This is a genomic window from Yersinia artesiana, from assembly GCF_902726545.1.
Classification (GTDB): domain Bacteria; phylum Pseudomonadota; class Gammaproteobacteria; order Enterobacterales; family Enterobacteriaceae; genus Yersinia; species Yersinia artesiana.
The window spans coordinates 15360-36262 of record NZ_CACVAD010000045.1 but is presented as its reverse complement, the minus strand read 5'-3'; the positions used below and the strand labels follow the sequence as shown (position 1 = coordinate 36262).

Below are 20903 nucleotides of genomic sequence, written 5' to 3'. Positions count from 1 at the left end.
GTAGTTCAGTTGGTTAGAATACCTGCCTGTCACGCAGGGGGTCGCGGGTTCGAGCCCCGTCCGTTCCGCCACTTATTGCAAAAGCCCTGAATCGTAGATTCAGGGCTTTTTTGCATTTCTGCAATAATTAATCTCTTTTCTCTTTTCTTCATCTTTTTGATTTCTAAGTCTCGTTTTGTCTGCAACCCAATCATTCAATTTATATCTATATTCTGGCTTAACTGACTACATTACGCATTTTTAGTGCTAATACTTGATTTATAATCAAAAGTATTATGCCTAACGAGCCATTTTTGTTGGTAAAAATCTTGTCATAATCAATTCAGTTTTTCATCGGAGCTATCATTTATGGCCGAATGAAAACTCTTAATTACATCCAAAGATAAACTTATCATCTGCCATGAGGAATTGTGATGAGCGTACCTGCATTCGGTTTAGGAACTTTTCGTCTCCAAGATCAAGTTGTTATTGATTCGGTGAGCCAGGCATTAGCATTGGGCTATCGTGCAATCGATACAGCGCAAATATATGAAAATGAGGCTGCAGTTGGTCAGGCTATCGCAGAAAGCGGTGTTAAGCGTGACGAGCTATTCATCACCACTAAGATCTGGATTGCGAATTTAGCGCAAGGGAAATTAATTCCCAGCCTGCAAGAGAGTTTGCAGAAGCTGAAAACTGATTATGTGGATCTGACATTGATTCACTGGCCATCACCAAATGATGAAGTGTCTGTTGCTGAATTTATGGCTGAGTTGATGAAAGCCAAAGAGTTAGGATTAACCCGCCAGATTGGTATCTCTAATTTCACCATTGATTTAATGAAGCAGGCTATAGCTGCAGTAGGCGCTGAAGCCATAGCGACGAACCAAATTGAGTTGTCTCCATTACTGCAAAACCGCAAAGTTGTTGAGTTTGCTCAGCAAAATGATATTGCTATCACTTCTTATATGACGCTGGCTTATGGCAAGGCATTAGAAGAGCCAGTTATCAAGAAAATGGCTGAGCAGCACGGTGCGACACCTGCACAGGTCATTTTAAGCTGGGCAATGCAATTGGGTTACAGTGTTATTCCTTCATCAACCAAAGTGGCTAATTTAGCCAGCAATCTGTTGGCTCAGGATTTACAGTTGAATGCAGAAGATCTGGCGCTGATCGCCACGCTAGATCGTGACGAACGGCTGGTAAGCCCTGATGGTTTAGCACCAAAGTGGGACTAACTTTAGATAAGCACTGACGAAGCCGCCCCGCTTGAGGTGGCTGAGGTTAATGACAAAGCCGTTGATAACTCAGTGAGTGAAGGGGTGACCGTACCTAGGGGCGCTTTGGTCGCTTACGTGACTACGACCCCAATGGCACGTTTCCCCTTCATTTGACTTTATCAGCAGTCTGAACCACCCCGTCGGAGGTGGTTTCTATTTTGTCAGATTCGTCGATATTAGACGTTCATTGATAAAATCAACAAAACAGCGTAGCCGATTACTTACAACCTGGTCACTGTAATACACAGCATTAATCGGCATTGCGACTGGCAAAGTGTGCTCTCGTAGTATCGGTACCAAATCCCCACGTTGCAGATCCTGCTGGAAACTCAGCCATCAATGGCGCGATAGTATGCAGCACCACTGGAGTAGCGGCGTCAATACGGAGTAATTCTTTAGGATTCAATTGATTATCCAGAAGTTCATTTTCTGCCCGCATATAAATTGTGGGTTTTTTGTTCATAGAGGACTTATTAGTGCATTATGAATAGCATAGATTGAATCTATCTCTGAATATCTCAATATCAAAAAGACAACATGGGCAAAAGACATTACTGACCGGAACATCTGAGCGTATAATCAGTGAACTATCTACTACGGTTATCTTACCAGCCAGAGTGATTTCGAATAAGGAATAGGCCATCAAAGTGCCGAAACGAACATATGCAATGCGGTATGTTGCAGGCCAACCGGTTGAACAGATTTTCCCAGGCTCTGCGAAACAATTGGGGCAAGGGTTGCCGCCAGGCGCACCATTGCCGACAACTGAATTTCTGCGTGTAATGGTGTGGAACATCTTTAAGCAGCAGCGGGCGCAATGGCTATCTGTGCTTAAAGAATTCGGGCGTGATGCTCAACTGATGTTACTGCAAGAAGCACAAACAACACCCGAGTTGGTGAGGTTTGCTACGTCTCATTATCAGGCGGCTGATCAGGTTCCTGCGTTTGCATTGCCTCAACACCCCTCAGGCGTGATGACATTAGCGGCCACCCACCCAGTCTACTGTTGCCCACTGCGAGAACGAGAGCCGCTGCTGCGCTTGTCTAAGTCGGCGTTGATTACTGTTTATCCTATTCATGATGGCCGCTTATTGATGGTTGTGAACATTCACGCAGTGAATTTTAGTCTGGGTGTTGATGTTTACAGTAAACAGTTAGAGCCGATTGGTGAACAAATTGCGATGCACCGTGGCCCGGTTATTTTAGCGGGGGATTTCAATGCCTGGAGCCGCCAACGGGTTAATGCTTTACAGCGTTTTGCCCAAGGCTTAGGTCTGGAAGAAGTTGAGTTTAGCACCGATAACCGCAGTCGCGCTTTTGGCAAGCCGCTCGATTTCGTGTTTTATCGCGGCCTGACTCTGGCTGATGCCTCAGTATTAGTGACACGAGCCTCAGATCACAATCCACTTCTGGTTGAATTCCAGCCATAAAATCTATGATCCCCCGTTTTTTGCAACACTGATTTTGATTTATGATGGGCTTGCTTAAATCTATTCAGCGTCTGGTGGATAAGGGTGTCTGCGCCTGATGAACCTAAAAAAGCCGTGGGATTCAAAAAGCCATTTTTACTTTAGGTTCATCATCAGGCCGCTGTGCCGTTCATGCCATTAATAATCAGTCGTTGCAAAACCAGGAAGCCACAAGGTAATTCATTGAGCTAACAGTGGATTGACTGTTGGCTCTTTATATTTACGGGAGACGGTTCGTTGTGTGGTTACCGCTCGCCAGTTTGTTCGCCAATACGCAGGTCACCACATTAGAGTTTTTACATATAGATTTAGCACAGAAACTATGTCAGTTAACTGCCTGATAGAGGCTATAGCCAGTCACTGCGCCGGCGACATCCCAGGCAAAGTCTTTCCAACTCCAGCCAGTACCACCTTGGCGGCTATCATATAGCTCCTTGCCCGCGCCGATACCTATCGAAAATAACAGGCCGAAATTGCGGCTTCTTGCATCTGACCAATTTTGATGTTCGCCATAGGCTGTACCCGCCGCAGCAAGTGCGGCAGAGGCAAAGAAATGTTGTGCTTTATCTTTCCCCGTCCAACTGTCATTGGCTGTATGAGTACATGCAGCACTGGCAACAAGTAGCGGGGCAATAATTAAAGGACGAAGATAAGGTGAGCACCACATGCAGTCTCTCCCTGGGCCAGAGACAAAAAACCCGGCGTAGTCCCGGGTTTTTTGTTTGAGATTTACAGAATGCGACTAATGAGCCGGTCGATACGAATTCTACGTAAGCGACGGATCAGCTTGCGAACCTTGACCGGATATTGCTGAATATTCTCAAGTTCAAGGTAGTGTGAAACAACTTTAGTATGAGTTCGAATACATTCCAGCTCTTTTGCACGCTGCTCATGCATCTCATGCTTAGGATCGTGGATCAAAATGGCATTTTCCAGATCCAGACGCCATGCACGTGGGTTCAGGTTATTACCCGTAATCAACTGCCAGTTATTATCTACCCACATTCCTTTCAGATGATAAGTATTATCGCCATCTTTCCATAAGCGAACAATCAGTTGGCCATTATCCACAAAGCGCTGTAAGCGACTGAGGAAGCGGCGCAAATTGATTTCGTATAAATACGGCAGAGCACCGATAATTTTAAACGGCTGATCTTCGGGAATATAAAAGTCGTTTGCTGTTTTGTCGCCAACAATAATTTCAACCTGTTTACCTTCACGCAGCAGATAAATGATATTGCGGACTAACAATGCGGGCAGATTGAAGTAGGGCGTGCAGATAGTGAGACGTTCATCAGCAGAAGCCATTAGATGATGAATCGTTTTATTCAGTTGGCTTTTTTTACCTAACCCAACTAATGGGGTGACAGCTAACTCGTCATTACCCGCTTGTGCTGGAAATTGGTAACCGACGTCACGCAGTGATGAACGAAACTGGCGGGTTTCATTTTTGATCTCTGGATTGGTTGGCCGATCAGTACGATCGAGACGTTGAACTGCACCCGCGCTCAACACCCGTTGCTTCACATAATCAACCATAATATTGGCTAATGATGGATTTGTGATTAATTGGTAGCGGTCGTAACGATACTTATCGTTTTGATAGAGATAGACGTCATTGATGCTGGCACCGCTGTAAATAACGGTGTCATCAATGATAAAACCTTTCAAATGCAATACGCCAAGGGCTTCGCGGGTATTCACCGGGACACCATAAACCGGGACACAGACGTCCGGATGTTTCTCTGCCATCTCACAATACCAATCTGCATTAGTATTGACGGCGGCGGCCCCGATGCGGCCACGTTGCGCACGATGCCAGTCTACTAATACACAGATTTCAAGCTCAGGGTGCCGCTGTTTGGCCTGATAGAGGGCGTTCATCACATCGCGGCCTGCATCATCCTGCTCAAGGTAAAGTGCCACCAGATAGATACGTTTGGTCGCCTGGCCTATCAATTCCAGCAGAGTAGAGCGGAAAACCTTGGGGCAATAAAGCGTTTGGACATCATCAACTGGCTGGGGGAGTTTGGGCAGTTGTGCAAGGTGTTGTTGATGTTTGCTACGTTTGAATTTTGACAACATCACAGTGCGCTTCTTCTCTTGTTATTTGATGGCAGAACCGCCATATCCAAAAAAACACTAATCCATAGAGTCGGGCGATAATACCACTACTTTTCCGGATTGTGCGCAAGTTTTGCCAACCGTAGACTGAATCGCTTATCTATGTGGCCTATATCACGCCGATTCATGTAATTGAAATCAAAGTGTCAGCTCCAGATTAACGATCCCATCCTCCATCTGCACATCAACACTAAAGCCCAGTTTTTTCGCCAACCCGATCATGCCGCGGTTGTTGGGCATAGTGACCGCGGTTAGGCGAGTTAAGCCATGGCTGCGGGTGTAGTGGATCATTTTTTCCAATAGCTCGCGGCCTAGCCCCAGCCCTTTCAGATCTGAACGCACCAATACCGCAAACTCTGCATCTATGTTGTCAGGATCGGACAACGCGCGCGTAACACCAATGATTTCCGGCCCTGTCGCAGTTTGGCGCACAGCAACGAAGGCCATCTCCCGATCATAGTCAATTTGGGTCATATTCGCCAAATCGTCGTGGCTGAATTCGTTGATTTCGCTGAAGTAGCGATAATAGAGATCTTCTTTAGTCACTTGATCGATAAACAATTTTAGCAGCGGTTCATCTTCCGGCAAGATGGGGCGAAACAGGCAATCAGATCCATCTTTTAGTTCCACGGTTTGTTCTAACTCGTGTGGGTAGGGGCGAATTGCCAGCCGCGCTTGCGGGTCACCAGTCACAGGGGCTAACTGCATTGATACATCCAGCAACGTGAACTCACTGCCGGATGCAAGCACGGGATGAATATCTAAACGTGAGATTTCAGGGCAATCAAGAATCAGGTTAGAGACCTGCACCAGCAAGCGGCTTAGCCCCGGGATGTCCAGAGGTTGCAGTGAACCGCGGCTGCGGATTTTTCCCCCTTTGACCGCCTGGATAATCAGATAGCGGGCTAATGCCATATTCAGTGGTGGTAATGCGACTGCCGCCTGTGTTTCATGGTGCCATTCAATACCGCCTTCCCCTAGCATAATCAGTGGGCCGAAGATGGCATCTTGCTCGACAGCAATCCGCAGCTCCTGTGCTCCAGCACGGTTTGCCATACTTTGTACCAGTAAACCGTCGATACGGGCTTGAGGATAAGTCCGTTTTACGCGATCGAGGATATCATCTGCGGCTCGTTGCACTTCCATTGCGGTACGCAGGTATAGCATGACTCCCTGAACTTCTGACTTGTGCGCAATATCTGGTGAGCGCAGTTTGATGGCCACCGGGTATCCTAGCTGCTCGGCGATGTGTACCGCTTCTACACTATCACTGGCAATCCAGGTTGGTAGCATGCTCAGACCATAGGCTTCAAGGATCGGCCGCACTTCATGGGTATCCAGTTGAGTTGTTCCTTCGGCCAGCGCCTGGCGAATTAACTGGTGTACATGGGCAGTATTGGCCGTGAGGCCGACAGGCAACGCCGGTGTTTCTTTCAACTGTTTTTGGTTACGGCGGTATTCCACCATGTGCATAAACGCGGTAATCGCGCCTTCTGGTGTGCGATAGGTCGGAATACCGGCTTCCGTGAATAAACGCCGGGCATCTTGTGATGAATATTCACCGCACCAGTTAGTTAGCAAAGTAATGCGCTTACCACGTGGGTGTTGGCGAATGGCTGATATCAATAACTCAGCGGTTTTACTGCCTGGTGCCGCAGCACTCGGTGAGTGGATCAGCAGTAGTGCGTCATAATCGGTACTGTCCAATAAGGGTTTAAGCGCCGCTAAATAGCGCTCGGCGCTAGCATCATCCCGCAGGTCTATTGGGTTACGTAAGGAAACAAAAGGCGGCAGCGCTGCACTCAGCGCGGATTGGGTACTATCAGAGAGTGTTGCCAATTTACCGTTACGGCTAATTAGTTCATCTAATGCCATCGCTGCTGGGGCTGCGCCATTACTCACAATCAGTAGCCGCTCACCGCGCAGTGGATGCATATGACTCAGCGTTTCGACTGCCGAAAATAGCTCGTGAGTATCCTGAACCCGCAACAGGCCAGCACGTTGAATAGCGGCATCATAGGCGGCGTCCAACCCTTGCTGGCCGTTGAGTAACTGTTGGGCGCGTTGGCTGCGGCCACTTTTTACCACCAGAATCGGTTTATTGCGTGAAGCACTGCGTGACGCCGATAAGAAGCGACGCGCATCGCTAATATGCTCGATATACAACATGATAGCGCTGGTTTTACCATCTCGGGCAAGGAAGTCGAGTAAGTCATCGACATCAATATCCAGGCTATCGCCCAGCGCAATAAAATAAGAGAACCCCACTTCCCGTTGCTGTGCCCAGTCCAAAATGGTGTTAGCGACCGCCGCTGACTGGGAGATAAACGCCAGTCGGCCTTTTTTGATAGGGACTGGTGAGAAGCTGGCATTTAACCCTTGCCACGGTGCCAGCAAACCTAAGCTGTTTGGGCCAAGCAGGCGCATGTGGTGGCGCTGCGCGCAGGTTTTTAGTTCAGAAAATTGTTCAGTTGCCGCCGACAGGATAATCACAGCTTTACAGCCACGGGTACCCAAATCCTCCAGCAGAGTGAGGTTACGGCGATCATGGGTACATAAAATGGCTAAATCAGGTGTGATGGGCAGGCTGGCGATATTGGCGTAAGCCAACACACCGCAAACCGCTTTATGAGTTGGGGTGACAGGGAGAATTGGGCCATTGAACCCGCCATCCAGCAGATTACGCATCATCAGAAAACCTGCGCGCTCCGGTTTTTCAGAGGCACCAATAACGGCAATAGACTTCGGGCGTAGTAGTGCTTCTAATCCACGTTGGCTCATATTATCCCCGTCATCTTTCAAGTTGCATAAGTTAGAGGCTGCTTTGCTGATTTTATGCGATATCTTCGATACTTGCTGTGACTCGGCCCACTGGATGATGAGGTTTTCCGGCTAAATATTGCTGACGGAAATAATGAAAATGTGCGGTTAATCCATCCGCTGCCTGAATATCACCGGCTTGTTGCAGTAGGGCGGCGGCAACCTCGACAGTGCAATGCTGTTCCGGGCGTTGTGCTTCGCGTAGCTGGTAATCCGATGCATTGCTGACATTCAGCGATAGCACGGGGAGTTCGGAAAGATACGGGCTTCGGCGGAACATTTTTTTAGCTTCAGTCCAGGTACCATCCAGTAAAATAAATAACGGTGGTTTATCGCTTACAGGTAATTGATTGAGTACCTGCCGGTCAGGGTCGGCATATTTTTCTGGAAAGACCACATAAGGCTGGCGAGAAGGGTCGCGTATTGCGGCTAACAGCTCAGGAGCAACTTCTGTTCGCGCCCAGAGGAAGGCTTGAGTGTTTGGCAGAATATCAGCAATCAGGCGGCCGGTATTACTGGGCTTAAGGGGTTCGGTATCAAACATGATCAGGCAAAAGCGGCTGCTGGCCGGTTGTGGTTTGATGGTGTCACACAAACAAAAACGCTCAGTCAGCAGGCAGCCTTGGCAGCGAATAGCTCGGCAACCACGGGCGCGATACGGGCGGGTAGAGGCGGATAACCGCTGCTGGCGTAACCGCAATACTGCATTTCCCGTCGTTATGACCGTAGGCAAAGCCTGGTCGGTAGTCGATGATTCAGTCACGACGGACTCCTGAAGAAATAGCGCTATTCTAATCAACCCTGATGCTTAGTCATACCATAAAAGAAAAAACGACGCCCCAACAGAAAACTGTCAGGGCGTGGGCTTTATCGGGTAGTTGAACAGCCCGAATGGTGACAAATGAGTTAAACTAGCTTAGCGAGCCGTGGGTTCCACTGATAATTGTTCATTTAACCAATTATCAAAAGCTGCCTTTGGCAATGCACCGCTAAGCATATCGACCATTTTGCCGTTTCGATACAGCATAATGGTAGGAATGCTGCGGATACGGAAACGCGTGCTGAGTGCCGGTTCTGCTTCAGTATTGACTTTAACAAAGCGAACTTTTCCGGCGCGCTCTGCGGCAACCTCTGTAAAAATCGGAGCGAAGCTGCGGCAAGGGCCGCACCAAGGAGCCCAGAAGTCGATGACGACCGGCAGGTCATCTTGTAGCAGTTTATCCAGTGTTTCGGCGGTGGCGTTAATGACGCTGCCATCAAATAAAGAGTGGCCGCAGCGCCCACATTTAGCGCCGTCATCAATACGTGCTTCAGGTAGGCGATTCGTCGCCATACAAGCTGTACATACCGTATTCATAAATTAGCCTTTATTTTGTATCTGAGTAGATTAAGAGAAACCAGACAGTCAATATGAGCTGAATTGTTTCGTTGTTGTTATCTATTATGGGTATAAATGAAGTCATTGCCAAAATGGTTTATTCGATGAATACGATAGTTGCTAGCTTTTAGCGCTTGCTTATGGCTAACCGAGCAGACATCAGGTAATCTTCGCGCCCTGCGCGTTGGTGGAGAAGACAATGAACGATTCATTTAGTGGCAAAAACGGCAAAGTTAAAGTGATGTACGTCCGCAGTGACGAAAACAGCAGCGACGACCGTAACAGCAATAACCGGGGTAAAAACCCGCGTCCGGCAGGCAAAGGTCGTCCGGGTGATAATGCAGGTCGGGGCAGTTCACCGCGTAATAATGACTCACGTCGTAACGATTCCGGCCGTAATGAACGCGTGAGTCCTGCTCGTCCGGCGCGTTCTGATAATAATGGCCCTTACGATTCACCGTGGAAAACCGTGTCTCGTGCGCCATCAGAAGAACCTGAGTTTGATCACGGCGGCATTAGTGGCAAAAGCCATGTGGATCCGGCGCAATTGCGGCGTCAGCGGGCTGAAGAAACCCGTGTTTATGGCGAAAATGCCTGTAAAGCGCTGTTTGAAAGCCGCCCTGATGCGATTGTGCGCGCCTGGTTTGTGCAGTCAGTTACCCCACGTTTTCGCGAAGCGCTGAAATGGATGGCGGCTAACCGCAAGGCTTATCATGTGGTTGAAGAAGATGAGCTGGCAAAAGCGTCTGGCACTGAACACCACGGTGGCGTGTGTTTCCTGATTAAGAAACGTCAGGGTTTGGATGCAGAAACTTATCTGCAACAGCAAACTCAGGCGAAAGATTGTGTGCTGGCGCTGGAAGATGTGGGTAACCCACATAATCTGGGCGGCATTATGCGTACCTGTGCGCATTTTGGTATTAACGGCGTGTTGCTGCAAGACCCGGCGATGCTGGAATCTGGCGCGGCAGTTCGTACAGCAGAAGGCGGTGCGGAGCATATCAAAGCAATCAATGCTGATGATTTCCTTTCTGTGTTGGATACCTTCCGTAAAGCTGGCTATACCATCGTGACCACCTCAAGCCATAAAGGTGTCAGTCTGGCAAAAGCTGAGCTGCCAGCTAAAATGGTGCTGGTTTTAGGGCAAGAAAGTGATGGTCTGACCGACAGCGCCTGGCAGCAGGGTGATGTGAGTGTGTCGATCGGCGGTACGGGCAAAGTTGAAAGTCTGAACGTGTCAGTCGCGACGGGTATTTTGCTGTCGGAGTGGTGGCGTCAAAATCAGGCTTAATTCATTCGTCGTTGCAATAGCTAAAATATAAAATAACACATTGATAAGCGGGGAAATGGGTCGTAACGGCGTAAGCCGTCGGAGCGCCCATCGGTGCAGTCGCCCCGCCAGTCTCCGAACTATAAAATAGCTTTGTCGATAACCTTAACGGGCGCTGATGATAAGTCAGCGCCCTTTTTGTTGCTCAGCGTTGGCCGCTAGTGGGCACCGCCGCCGCCGCCACCGGAGGTAAATGGCGGTTTGGCAAACCACACCAGAGCCAGTAGCAGCAGGAACACCCCAGCCGAGAGCCAGAAGATCTCATTGGCAGAGATAATCAGCCCCTGATTGGTAATTTCTCGCGCCAGATAAGCCGACGCTTGCTGCTGGTTCATCCCCAGTTTTTCTAAATCCTGATACATCTGTGTGGCATTCGGATTGAACGGATTAACAAACTCCGTCAACTGCGAATGGTGCATCGACTCTCTTTGCGTCCACAAGGTGGTGGTGATTGAGGTACCAATCGACCCGGCCAATGTTCGCAGGAAGTTAGACAAACTGGATGCTGCCGCCATACGCTCCGGCGGTAGGCCAGACAAAGTAATCGCTGTCAGTGGCATAAAGAAGCAGGCAATAGCAAAACCTTGTACAAACTGCGGCCACGCCGAGGCACCAAAATCCATTCCCGGTTCGAATGTGTATGCTCGCCAGTAGAAACAAACCGCATACATAATGAAGCTGAATGTGACTAACTGTCGCATATCAATGCGATGCGAGAAACGCCCAATGATAGGTGACAGCAACACTGGCAAAATACCCACTGGCGCTGATGCCAAACCGGCCCAGGTGGCAGTATAGCCATACACTTCCTGTAGTAGCTGCGGCAACAAGACAATTGCGCCAAAGTACAACATATAGGCCAGGCTGATACACAAACAACCAATAGTAAAGTTTCTCGATTTGAATAATGACAAATCAATCACCGGATGGTCGTCGGTTAGCTCCCACACTATCAGGAAGGTAATGGCAATCACGGCAATGACCGTCAGGACGATTATCTCGGTTGAGTTAAACCAGTCCAGCTCCTTACCTTGGTCGAGCATGATTTGTAAGGCACCGATACCCACCACCAATAATACCAATCCCACGGTATCAATAGGTTTGATTTCGGTTTTGGTCTCTCGCCCTTTCAAGGTGCTACCGGCCATCAAAATGACGACCAACCCGATCGGGATGTTGATAAAGAAGATCCAGCCCCAGTGATAGTTGTCACTGATATAACCGCCGAGAATTGGCCCAAAGATTGGGGCGACAACAATGGTCATCGACCACAATGCCAGGGCCATGCTTCGCTTCGCGGGCGGGTAGTTATTCAGGAGTAAGCTTTGGGACAATGGGATCAATGGGCCTGCGACCAGCCCTTGAATGACCCGGAAGAAGATAAGCATCCCCAGGCTGTTTGACACGCCACATAGCCATGAAGCCAGTGCAAATAACCCGGTTGACCACAGAAACAATCTGACTTCACCGATGCGTTTTGCCAGCCAACCGGTGATCGGGATGGAAATCGCATTTGCCACCCCGAATGAGGTGATAACCCATGTGCCTTGGGAGTTGGATGAGCCAAGATCCCCGGCAATCGTCGGAATAGCCACGTTTGCAATGGTGGAATCCAGCACCTGCATGAAAGTCGCTAATGATAATGCGACTGTCATCCAGGCTAGTTGGGCACCCTCAAGCGGTTTTTGTGCCACAGAGGCCTCCGGCGCGCTTAGCTTGCATTTGCATCAACATTAACCCGCATTCGCATGAACAATGTCGCTAATCATTTGATTAACTGGTGCTAAATCCAATGACAGCGCATTAGTGACAAATGCCGGTTCTTTGCGTACGTTTTGCGCTAACACCTGGCCGTCGGTATCGGCGGTGTCCACCCTAACGGTGGTTGATAAACCAATACGTAGCGGATGTTCAGCCAGTTGTTTGGCATCCAGTTCAATACGAACCGGCAAGCGTTGAACCACTTTGATCCAGTTACCGGTGGCATTTTGCGCGGGCAGTAGAGAGAAGGCGCTGCCTGTCCCCATATCCAGACCGACCACTTTTCCTTGGAAGACGACATCATCACCATAGAAATCAGTCACTACCGTGGCGGGTTGGCCAATGCGCATATTGGCTAATTGTGTTTCTTTAAAGTTGGCGTCAATCCACATTTCGTTAGCCGGAATGACCGCCATCAATGGTGCACCATTGGCAATTTCAGCGCCCACTTGCACACTGCGGCGTGAAACAAAACCAGTGATCGGGCTGACAACTTTGGTGCGTTGCAGGGCGAGCCAGGCATCACGCAGTTTGGCCGCCGCTTGTTCGACCGCCGGTTGTTTTTCCAAAGGTGTATTCAGAACCAGCGCCTGATTGGCGTTGTATTGTGCAATCGCCACATCCAATGAAGCTTGTGCTGCATCGACGGCATCACGAGCGTGTTGCAGTTCTTCACGACCAATCGCATCAACAGAACCCAGCACCACACGGCGTTTCAGGTCATTCTGTGCTTTGCTCAATTCAGTTTTCTTCAGCGCAATATTGGCCTGATACTGTTTGCTGTTAATGATGAGCTGGTGGGTTTGGCGTACCGTATTTGCCAGTGCGGTTTTCGCCTGCTCATAAGCTTGTTCAGCATCGGTTGGGTCAAGTGTTAACAGCACATCGCCACTTTTGACCAGATCAGTATTTTCAAAATTAACACTGACCACACTGCCGGGAACCTGTGACATAATCTGTACCTGGTTACCCGAAACATAAGCATTATCAGTCTCTTGATGATGACGTAGCACCAGGAACCAATAAATAAGGTAAGCCACCCCAATAATAATAAAAATACCCGTCAGTAATAGCAGCACGCGTTTACGTTGCTTCTTTTTATTCTGCGGTTGTTGCGGCACTTGAGCTTCCGCGTTTGTACTCATGGTTTTCCCCACATTTATATTGTTTTATTTTGTGAACCATCACTGACCGGGGCTTGATAGCCACCCCCGAGTGAACGGATCAAACCAATCTTGGCCTGCAATAAGTTGTTGCTGGCATTGAGTTCTGATTGCTGTTGTTGCAGGTATTGCGACTGGCTAATCAACAGTTCATCGCGCCCAATAATCCCTGCCTTATAACGGGCGTCGGCGACGTTATAAACTTTCTGCATGGATTGCGATGCTGATATGGCTTGCTGTAGCTGGAGTTGGCTGCTTTGTTGGATGGTAATGGCATCCGCAGTTTCCCGCACGGCATTGAGAATGGTCTGGTTGTAGGATTCAACCGCTTCATCATAAAGGGCTGATTCTTCACCTAACTGACTGCGCAACGCGCCAGCGTGGAAAATGGGCAGTGAGATTGCCGGGGCAAAGTTCCATGCCTGACTGGCCGCTTCCAACAGATTAGGGTTAGTCCCCTTAAAGTTGGTGGTAGAGAAACCGGCAAATCCGGTAATGGATAAGCTGGGATAGAACTCTTTACGTGCTGCTTTAACCCGCTGGTCATAAGATTCAACCAGTTGGCGCTGAGCCGTAATATCCGGCCGTTTACCGAGTAAATCCGTGGTCAGCTCACCTTTAGGAGCCAGACGGGTGATATCTGGCAATGGCGTCTGGCGCAGATTTTGCGTGGCACTCGGGCCTTGACCTGTCAGCGCTGCCAACTGATGTTTCAGTTGTTCACCCTGAGATTGCAGTTGAATGATTTGTTGTTTGGCTGTATCGGCCTGAGCTTGTGTTTGCTGTGGAATTTCAATGCCATAGATGCCCGCCTGATATTGCTTAGTGCGCAGTTCAGCCAGACGATCATTATTATCAACTTCCTGCTGCAATACGTTTTGCAGGGCAAAATTGCTTTGTAATTGGTAATAAACCGCTGCCACTGAACTGGTCAGTGTCAGCGCGGCCTGCTGCTGTTCTGCGCGGGCAGCATTAACTTGCGCATTGGCGGCATTGACCCGATTGCGGTATTTACCCCACCAATCAAACTCATAGCTAAGATTCAGGCCAAGGTTATTGGTGGTTTCATACAAGGGTTTGTCGGGATAAGACTGCAAGAACGGTTGTAGCGTATTTTGCGAGACTTTTTCCCGTTTACTGCTGGCAGAGAGGTCGAGATTAGGGCCATTCGCTGCATCGGCCTGACCCATCACACTTTGTGCTTCACGCACCCGCGCCGCCGCTTGTTTAAGCGAAGGCGAGGTTTGCAAGCTTTTGGTCATCAACGCGTCAAGTTGGGGATCTTCCAGTACCCGCCACCACTGAGGGCTGAGTGTCAACGAACTGACTTTGGGTTGCGCCAATTGCAGTTGTTGGTTATCCAGCATTTGAGACTGAGGAGCAATATTATCGCTTGAGGCGCAGCCCGCCAGTATGAGCACGACGAACAGGGGCGCGAGTCTCCAGCTATGTGGGGATGACATAGTGATTTACCTGGATAAAGTTATGTATCTGGATAGAACCGGTGGAATTACTGTTCCGGTATTTCCATTTGGTCCAAACGCGTCAACAACTTGCGCGTCAGCGTTTCAAGCTGTTGCTGTTCGTCGGCGTCCAGTGTTGACCAAAGAAAATGTAGACACTTATGTTGTGGGGGCAGTAGCTGATTTAAAAACTCAACACCCGCCTCGGTCAGATGTAAATGCAAACAACGGCGGTCATTGTGGCTTTCGCGGCGTTCAATCCAGCCTTTCTTTTCTAACTCGTCAGCAATTCGGGTGGCATTGGTGCGTGAAGAACCCAGTGCAGCACTCAATTCGGACGGTTGGATGCTGTGGCTCTCTTGTGCTTCCAGCGTAATTAGCGCCATAAACAGGGTCTCGTTAATCCCTTGTGCTTTCAGCATTTTATTGCGATTTTCCAGCAATTTACTGTGCATATGCATACACAAACGCGTCAGCAAAATTTCCTGGTAAGGGAAATCTTTCTGACGTCTGGCACGAGAATTAAGCATCTGTTCTATAGGACTAAACGAACTTTCCATTATAAGGAGCCTCATTAATTTCAAATGGTACAGTAACGATAGTGACTAATAATGTAAACGGGTTAATTAGCGAAAAATTTAGCAATTCGTGTTATTCAGTCACTGTGTGTGAATAATTAGTATTATTAATTGTAAGGATATTGTGTTTCAGTTCACAATCCAGGCAAATTGTTATGCCAAAATCATCAGTAGTTTGAATGTCAGACCGTAACTGAGTGCGCCCAGTAACGTGGCAAAGATAATACTGTTGGTTTTATAAAAGCATCCGCAGATAACTAAAAAACCAATGAGTGTAGGAATTAATTTCTGTGGGTTATGCACTATCTCCGGGGTGCTGGAAACCACCAATAACGCGCAGATAGAGGCGATCCCGATGCTGTCTAGCAACAGGGAGACTTTACCTCGTTGCAGGCCTGCTTGTTTGCGGGCAGGCCCAAGGCGCAGCGGCAGATAACGAAACAGATAATTGACCGTTCCCACCACCAAACCAATGATCACGACATCCATATTCATGGCTGCGGCTCCTCTTTATCGCTCTCGTTAAATTCTATGACGGCCTCGGGGACGGGTTGGAGCAGGGCTGCCAGGCATCCGCCGCCAATACCGGCCAAAATAGCCACCGGAATAGAGAACAGCAGCACGCCCAGCAAGGCCCCCGTCAGTGAAGCAATAACGGTAAGGCTGTATTGGCGTTTGAACGAGGCCAATAAGAAGCTGAGGAATAGCGCCGGGAGCATAAAGGAGAGTGATGCTTCAATCGCCGGGTAATTTTCCAACGGCCCATTACCAAACATCGCGCCGATAGCGGTGCCAGCCACCCAAGACAACCAAGAGGTGAACGCGATGCCAAGCATCCAGTTTTCGCTCCAGCGCCGTTGATCTTTCATTAGCTTGGTTGTGGCGGCGGCAAACACTTCATCCGTCAGACCAAAGGCCCACAGTGCTGTTTTTTTGCCAGATAACCTGGTGACAATGCGGTGTTTCAGTGCTGGCCCGTACAAGATATGGCGGACATCCATCGCCATCACGGTCAAGGCGGAAACCCACAATGACATCCCCGCACTGAGCAGGGCGGTAATAACGAATTGGCTGGCTCCGGCATAAATAATGCAAGAAAAGAAAATAGCTTCCCATGGAGTAAAGCCAAGTTTTACCGAACTCAAACCAAAGGCAAAAGCGACAGGTAGATAACCGATAACAATCGGTAGGCTATCGGTTATTCCTTCAATAAAAGTGGCGGTCGGCTGGGCCGTCGAGGGGGAGTCGGTGGTTTGGCTTTGCATAGGGTCAGCTATTGGTCATTTGGGTTATATATTCGTCATACTTCAAGCTACATGTGCGCTGGCTGCACTCAATAACCCGAATCACTTACAACACCCTAAGCTCATCGGGATTATCTCTCTTGCCGCCTTCATGCAACTCGAATTATTTAGGATATAGGATAAAGTTAAGTAACATTACCAGAGTGGTAATTGTCTTAATACCCTATATCCCAAATTTATATCCATATTGATTATTAGTTAGCTAACTAATAAAAATCACTCGACCGGTTGATTGGCTGGGGGATCAAAGCGTTTACCAGCCAACCAGGTGGTGATGTTCAAGATACATAGCACCAGCCCGGCAAGCGCCACGCCATACCAGCCTGCATGTTGATAGGCGGCGGCTGAAATCAGGGAACCTAATGCTCCACCAATAAAGTAAGTGGTCATATAGCCTGCAGTTAAGCGGTTTCTGGCTTCTGGCATCATGCGGTATATCACGCTCTGATTGGTGACATGTACCCCTTGAACGGCCAGATCTAACACGATAATCCCGACTATTAGCGCAATGATTGAATGCTGTCCCAGGGCTATTGGGATCCATGACAACAGCAATAATACCAAACCTACGCTGGTGGTGATGCGCGCCTTTCCTTTATCTGCCAGTTGACCCGCTTTGGTGGCCATTAATGCCCCCGCCGCCCCGACCAAACCAAATAGCCCGATGGTGGCTTCTGAATAGCCAAAAGGGGGCGAAGCCAGCAGGAAAGCCATCGACGTCCACAAGACACTAAAGTTGGCGAATGACAGTGCCCCCAGTAAGGCGCGGGTACGCAGCACCGGAGTGCGGATAAATAAAGAAAATATTGAGCCGAGCAACTGGCCATAATTGAGGCCGGAATGTTGCTTATAACGCGGCAGATAGCGCCATAGAATCAACGCCATGAATATCATCAATACACTGGCAACCCAATAAATGGTGCGCCACCCCCCGATAGAGGCCAAGGCGCCCGCCACCGTCCGTGCCAGTAAAATGCCCAACAACAGGCCGCTCATGATAATACCGACCACTTTGCCGCGTTTTTCCGGCGCAGCCAGTGTGGCGGCTAGGGGTACCAGCAATTGCGCCACCACGGAGAACAAGCCGGTGAGGGCGGTGCCAACAACCATCATCGTGAGGTTTTGCGACATCGCGGTAATCAGCATGCCGCCAGCCGCCAGCAGAGTCATGCCGACAATCAACCCGCGCCGCTCAAACATATCCCCCAAAGGAACCAGGAACATTAACCCCACAGCGTAGCCTAACTGAGCCGCTGTTACGATGAAACCGGCCTGATTGACTGAAAGATTAAAGGCTTGAGCGATGGTTTCCAGCAGTGGCTGGGCATAATAGTTGCTGGCAACCGCCAGTCCGGTAGCGACCGACATCAAGACAATCAATGCTGGGCTTAAACCGGCGTTTTCGGTTTTTTGTGTCATAACGAATTATTCTGAATTGAAAAGAGCGACAGTATTAGATAAATAAGAGTGATAAACCAATAGATAAATGTTACCTCACTTTAATTCAGTTTAGTTTTGGGTAGGTTTGGTTGATGGTTGATGGTTGATGGTTGATTAAGTGATTTAGTTCGGTTGTTAGAGCACCGAGTAGGCTTTACCTCCGATGAACCAACCGCCAAAGGGGGCGGCGGCCCCCTTGTGGAATCCCGCGCTTTCGCACGTATCGCCTGCCCACTGCGTGGGTGCCCTCACTCATCATTTCGCTGTCGGGACGGCTTTACGCGGGTCCCTCCGCGTGACGCCTAAATCCGCCGTCCATGGCGGATTTCCCTTGCTCCATTCTTCACTCGGCGGCTCAAATGTGCTTTTAAACTTCAAAACCTAAAAACCATGGTTTTGAATTGGCTTTTGACGTTGAGCGCAATCAGGAATATTGCCGACAAGGAGTGAGGGTAGAGTGAGCGGGCATGGACAAATCTGCCGGGAGCAGATTTGAACGCTGCTGGCAGCGGCCCCGAAGGGGTGAGTCCCAGGGATGGGACGAATTACCCCCGCGAAAAGCGCGCTTGAGCATGGATTGCGAATCGCGCTGGCTCGTCAGCCCGAAAGACGCAGGCGGTTTACCCGCAGGGCAATATTTCGCGCAAGCCGCAGGTGCAGGAGGGCCGGCTTGCCCTCCTGCTCGGTTGAGGCGACTGGGATTAAGTGGTCACTGAACGACTATCAACCGAAACAATGCTCCCATGCTTTAACCACCGAACCTGATCACCAAACCAAACTTTACTCCGAAATCAAACTCACATGCGCTGCCACAATCCGCCAGCCGCAGGGCAGCTTAACCCATGTCTGCATCTGTCGGCCGACTCGTGCAGTGCCTTCACGGTAGAATTCGGTACTGGCGACCGCCATGTCCTCACCAAAAGTGGTGATCACCGTATTCTCTAAAGTACGATCCAAACCTTTTGATGGTCGGCTCTGACGAAACGCTCTGATGGCATCAATGCCAAACAGATCCTCTCCCGCACCAAAGCGCACAGTGCGGCTATCATGCCAAAACAATTCATCCAATACCGGAATATCGTTGCTAATCAACGCCTGTTCATAGCGGTAAAATGCTTCATTCACCTGGGCAAGGATCGCTGGGCGATCGATAAATTCATTTTTCATTTTATTGCTCTCATCGAAAGGTGCTTCCTAAATCACGCTACTGACCGGTGCGCTCACTAATCCTTGTTGTTCTAATGCATAAGCGGCACGTAAACAGAGGTCTTCGCGCCACGGTGCGGCAATGAGTTGCACCCCGATTGGCAGGCCACCAGCCGTTCTCAATGGCACGGTGACCACTGGCAGGCCGAGGAACGAAATAGGCTGGGTTAGCATCCCCATACTGGCGCGAATGGGAAGATCGGTGTCATTGATTCGCATCATCTCCTGACCAATAAGTGTGGCGCTGCAAGGTGTTGCGGGCGCAATCAAAATATCCCAATGTTCAAATAACGGTAGGATTTGTTGACGGAAATGGTGGCGGAAACGTTGGGCCTGAATATACCAACTTGCTGGTAGCATGGCTCCGGCTAACAGCCGCTCCCGTGAGTGCGGTTCAAAACGTTGTGGCGATTTTCTTAGGGCAGGGAGATACTGATTTCCGCCTTCGGCAGCACTGATGATAAATGCGGCTGTGCGGGCCAAATCACTCTGTGGCATCTCGACTTCGGTGACTGCTTCCAGCCCTTTGGCGACGAGCTGTACCGCAGCTTTGGCATCATCGTCACACCATTGCTGGAAATACCCACCCAGAATGGCACTTCGCAAGCCTTGCTGACCACGCGATAGTAAATTCAGACAGGGTGAGACAGGTTTATCCGATTGAAAACTATCTTGAATATCAGTTCCTTGCATCACATCATAGACGGCGGCCAAATCTTGCGTGCAGCGCGTCATCGGGCCGATACTGTCCAAACTGGCGACAAATGGATGAGTGCCGCGGCGTGATAATCGGCCAAAGGTTGGTTTCAGCCCGAAAATACCGCACAGCGAAGCCGGAACCCGAATAGAGCCGTTGGTATCGCTGCCAAGCGCGAAATTAACCAGCCCCGCAGCAACCGCTGCCGCCGATCCACCGGAGGAGCCACCGGCAATACGGTTAATATCGCGCGGATTACGCGTGGCACCGTAATGGCTGTTTTCAGTGGTAAAACCATAGGCGTAAGCATCCATATTCAGCATGCCGGACAGCATGGCCCCTTGCTGAGCGAGGCGTGAAATAACCGGCGCATCTTGTCTGGCTGGCGCGCGTTCACAAAACAAACTGGCCCCGGCAAGCGTGGTTTCGCCTGCCACATCGAACAGATTTTTTACCGCATAGGGAATGGCTGCCAATGCGGGCAGAGCTTGTCCTTTGGCGCGTAAGGTATCCAGCCGATATGCTTCACTGAGCATCCGGTCTGCGGTGATATGGGTATAAGCATTGATCGCGGGATTGGCCGCGTTGATGGTATCCAACGTGTTTAAGGCTATTTCTTGTGCGGATAATTCACCCTGATTGAGCGCTTGCTGAATCTCGGTGATAGTCAGAGTTGAAATCTGTTTCATAACCGGTATACCCCGGCTATCTCTTGCTTTTCATCCAGAGGCAGCGCCATCAAGGGGCCAGCCATAGTCGCAATGCGTTCAAATTGTTGTAGCAATGCCGCACGGCGGGTGTCATCCAACTCTAAGGCTAATAAGATTTCCATTTGCCGAATATAAGCAGTCCAATCCATAGCATTTTTTTCTGATGTTTCTTTCATGACAATTCCTGTGCTGAATAAGTAA

Annotated in this window: 19 protein-coding genes and 1 pseudogene; 3 read left to right on the top strand and 17 right to left on the bottom strand. The window is 49.4% G+C overall.

Annotation, left to right across the window (positions count from 1 at the left end):
* Window positions 1–413: 413 nt before the first annotated feature.
* Window positions 414–1217, top strand: a complete 804-nt coding sequence (dkgB, locus tag HU019_RS15110) for a 2,5-didehydrogluconate reductase DkgB (protein WP_174849831.1) — start codon at window positions 414–416, stop codon at window positions 1215–1217.
* 195 nt (window positions 1218–1412) lie between these two features.
* Here the strand turns inward: dkgB and HU019_RS20540 are convergent.
* Both HU019_RS20540 and HU019_RS20535 read right to left on the bottom strand, forming a co-directional pair.
* Window positions 1413–1580, bottom strand: a pseudogene (locus HU019_RS20540) (LysR family transcriptional regulator); the annotation flags it as partial.
* Entirely contained in the window at window positions 1510–1722 is a 213-nt protein-coding gene (locus HU019_RS20535) for a hypothetical protein (RefSeq protein ID WP_227739382.1), read from the bottom strand. The gene HU019_RS20535 and the pseudogene HU019_RS20540, both read right to left, overlap by 71 nt.
* A 184-nt stretch (window positions 1723–1906) precedes the next feature.
* Here HU019_RS20535 and HU019_RS15100 point away from each other — a divergent pair, with 184 nt between their 5' ends.
* The gene (locus HU019_RS15100) at window positions 1907–2689 is read left to right on the top strand and encodes an endonuclease/exonuclease/phosphatase family protein (RefSeq protein ID WP_005173073.1); all 783 of its coding nucleotides are present in this window, start codon (window positions 1907–1909) and stop codon (window positions 2687–2689) included.
* Between the two features lie 364 nt (window positions 2690–3053).
* Here HU019_RS15100 and HU019_RS15095 read toward each other — a convergent pair whose 3' ends face one another.
* The 5 genes from HU019_RS15095 to trxC all read right to left on the bottom strand — a co-directional run bounded on the left by HU019_RS15095 (window position 3054) and on the right by trxC (window position 9029).
* On the bottom strand, window positions 3054–3395 hold the full coding sequence (locus tag HU019_RS15095) for a YfiM family lipoprotein (RefSeq protein WP_174849830.1): 342 nt from the start codon (window positions 3393–3395) through the stop codon (window positions 3054–3056).
* Window positions 3396–3457: 62 nt separating this feature from the next.
* Window positions 3458–4810 carry a CDP-diacylglycerol--serine O-phosphatidyltransferase gene (pssA, locus tag HU019_RS15090; protein WP_407083979.1) on the bottom strand — a complete coding sequence of 451 codons (1353 nt, stop codon included), beginning with the start codon at window positions 4808–4810 and terminating at the stop codon, window positions 3458–3460.
* A gap of 180 nt (window positions 4811–4990) precedes the next feature.
* Window positions 4991–7633 (bottom strand): bifunctional acetate--CoA ligase family protein/GNAT family N-acetyltransferase, encoded by a 2643-nt coding sequence (locus HU019_RS15085; protein ID WP_174849828.1) that lies wholly within the window; start codon window positions 7631–7633, stop codon window positions 4991–4993.
* A 52-nt stretch (window positions 7634–7685) separates the two neighbouring features.
* Window positions 7686–8435 (bottom strand): tRNA-uridine aminocarboxypropyltransferase, encoded by a 750-nt coding sequence (locus HU019_RS15080; RefSeq protein WP_174849827.1) that lies wholly within the window; start codon window positions 8433–8435, stop codon window positions 7686–7688.
* 153 nt (window positions 8436–8588) lie between these two features.
* Complete coding sequence (gene trxC / locus HU019_RS15075) at window positions 8589–9029, bottom strand: thioredoxin TrxC (RefSeq protein WP_174849826.1); 441 nt, start codon at window positions 9027–9029, stop codon at window positions 8589–8591.
* Window positions 9030–9249: 220 nt separating this feature from the next.
* On the opposite strand from trxC, the gene HU019_RS15070 reads away from it, so the two are divergent.
* On the top strand, window positions 9250–10341 hold the full coding sequence (locus tag HU019_RS15070) for a tRNA/rRNA methyltransferase (protein ID WP_174849825.1): 1092 nt from the start codon (window positions 9250–9252) through the stop codon (window positions 10339–10341).
* Between the two features lie 197 nt (window positions 10342–10538).
* On the opposite strand, the gene emrB is transcribed toward HU019_RS15070, so the two are convergent.
* From emrB to hpxX, 10 genes are all read right to left on the bottom strand, one after another.
* Window positions 10539–12074 (bottom strand): multidrug efflux MFS transporter permease subunit EmrB, encoded by a 1536-nt coding sequence (gene emrB / locus HU019_RS15065; protein ID WP_005165015.1) that lies wholly within the window; start codon window positions 12072–12074, stop codon window positions 10539–10541.
* Between the two features lie 39 nt (window positions 12075–12113).
* Window positions 12114–13286: a multidrug efflux MFS transporter periplasmic adaptor subunit EmrA gene (gene emrA / locus HU019_RS15060; RefSeq protein ID WP_174849824.1), complete on the bottom strand. Its 1173-nt coding sequence runs from the start codon at window positions 13284–13286 to the stop codon at window positions 12114–12116.
* A gap of 14 nt (window positions 13287–13300) precedes the next feature.
* The gene (locus HU019_RS15055) at window positions 13301–14767 is read right to left on the bottom strand and encodes an efflux transporter outer membrane subunit (protein ID WP_174849823.1); all 1467 of its coding nucleotides are present in this window, start codon (window positions 14765–14767) and stop codon (window positions 13301–13303) included.
* Between the two features lie 47 nt (window positions 14768–14814).
* Window positions 14815–15327 carry a transcriptional repressor MprA gene (mprA, locus tag HU019_RS15050; protein ID WP_174849822.1) on the bottom strand — a complete coding sequence of 171 codons (513 nt, stop codon included), beginning with the start codon at window positions 15325–15327 and terminating at the stop codon, window positions 14815–14817.
* 171 nt (window positions 15328–15498) lie between these two features.
* Window positions 15499–15840 carry an L-valine transporter subunit YgaH gene (gene ygaH / locus HU019_RS15045; RefSeq protein ID WP_005165010.1) on the bottom strand — a complete coding sequence of 114 codons (342 nt, stop codon included), beginning with the start codon at window positions 15838–15840 and terminating at the stop codon, window positions 15499–15501.
* Entirely contained in the window at window positions 15837–16610 is a 774-nt protein-coding gene (locus HU019_RS15040; protein WP_174849821.1) for an AzlC family ABC transporter permease, read from the bottom strand. The genes ygaH and HU019_RS15040 overlap by 4 nt, the downstream gene beginning before the upstream one ends.
* Window positions 16611–16865: 255 nt before the next feature.
* Window positions 16866–18068, bottom strand: coding sequence for an MFS transporter (locus HU019_RS15035; protein ID WP_174849820.1), 1203 nt, complete (start codon window positions 18066–18068; stop codon window positions 16866–16868).
* Between the two features lie 801 nt (window positions 18069–18869).
* On the bottom strand, window positions 18870–19256 hold the full coding sequence (gene hpxZ / locus HU019_RS15030) for an oxalurate catabolism protein HpxZ (protein WP_174849819.1): 387 nt from the start codon (window positions 19254–19256) through the stop codon (window positions 18870–18872).
* 27 nt (window positions 19257–19283) lie between these two features.
* Window positions 19284–20681 carry an AtzE family amidohydrolase gene (locus tag HU019_RS15025; protein ID WP_174849818.1) on the bottom strand — a complete coding sequence of 466 codons (1398 nt, stop codon included), beginning with the start codon at window positions 20679–20681 and terminating at the stop codon, window positions 19284–19286.
* Window positions 20678–20878 (bottom strand): oxalurate catabolism protein HpxX, encoded by a 201-nt coding sequence (gene hpxX / locus HU019_RS15020; RefSeq protein ID WP_174849817.1) that lies wholly within the window; start codon window positions 20876–20878, stop codon window positions 20678–20680. The genes HU019_RS15025 and hpxX overlap by 4 nt, the downstream gene beginning before the upstream one ends.
* Between the last annotated feature and the right edge of the window lie 25 nt (window positions 20879–20903).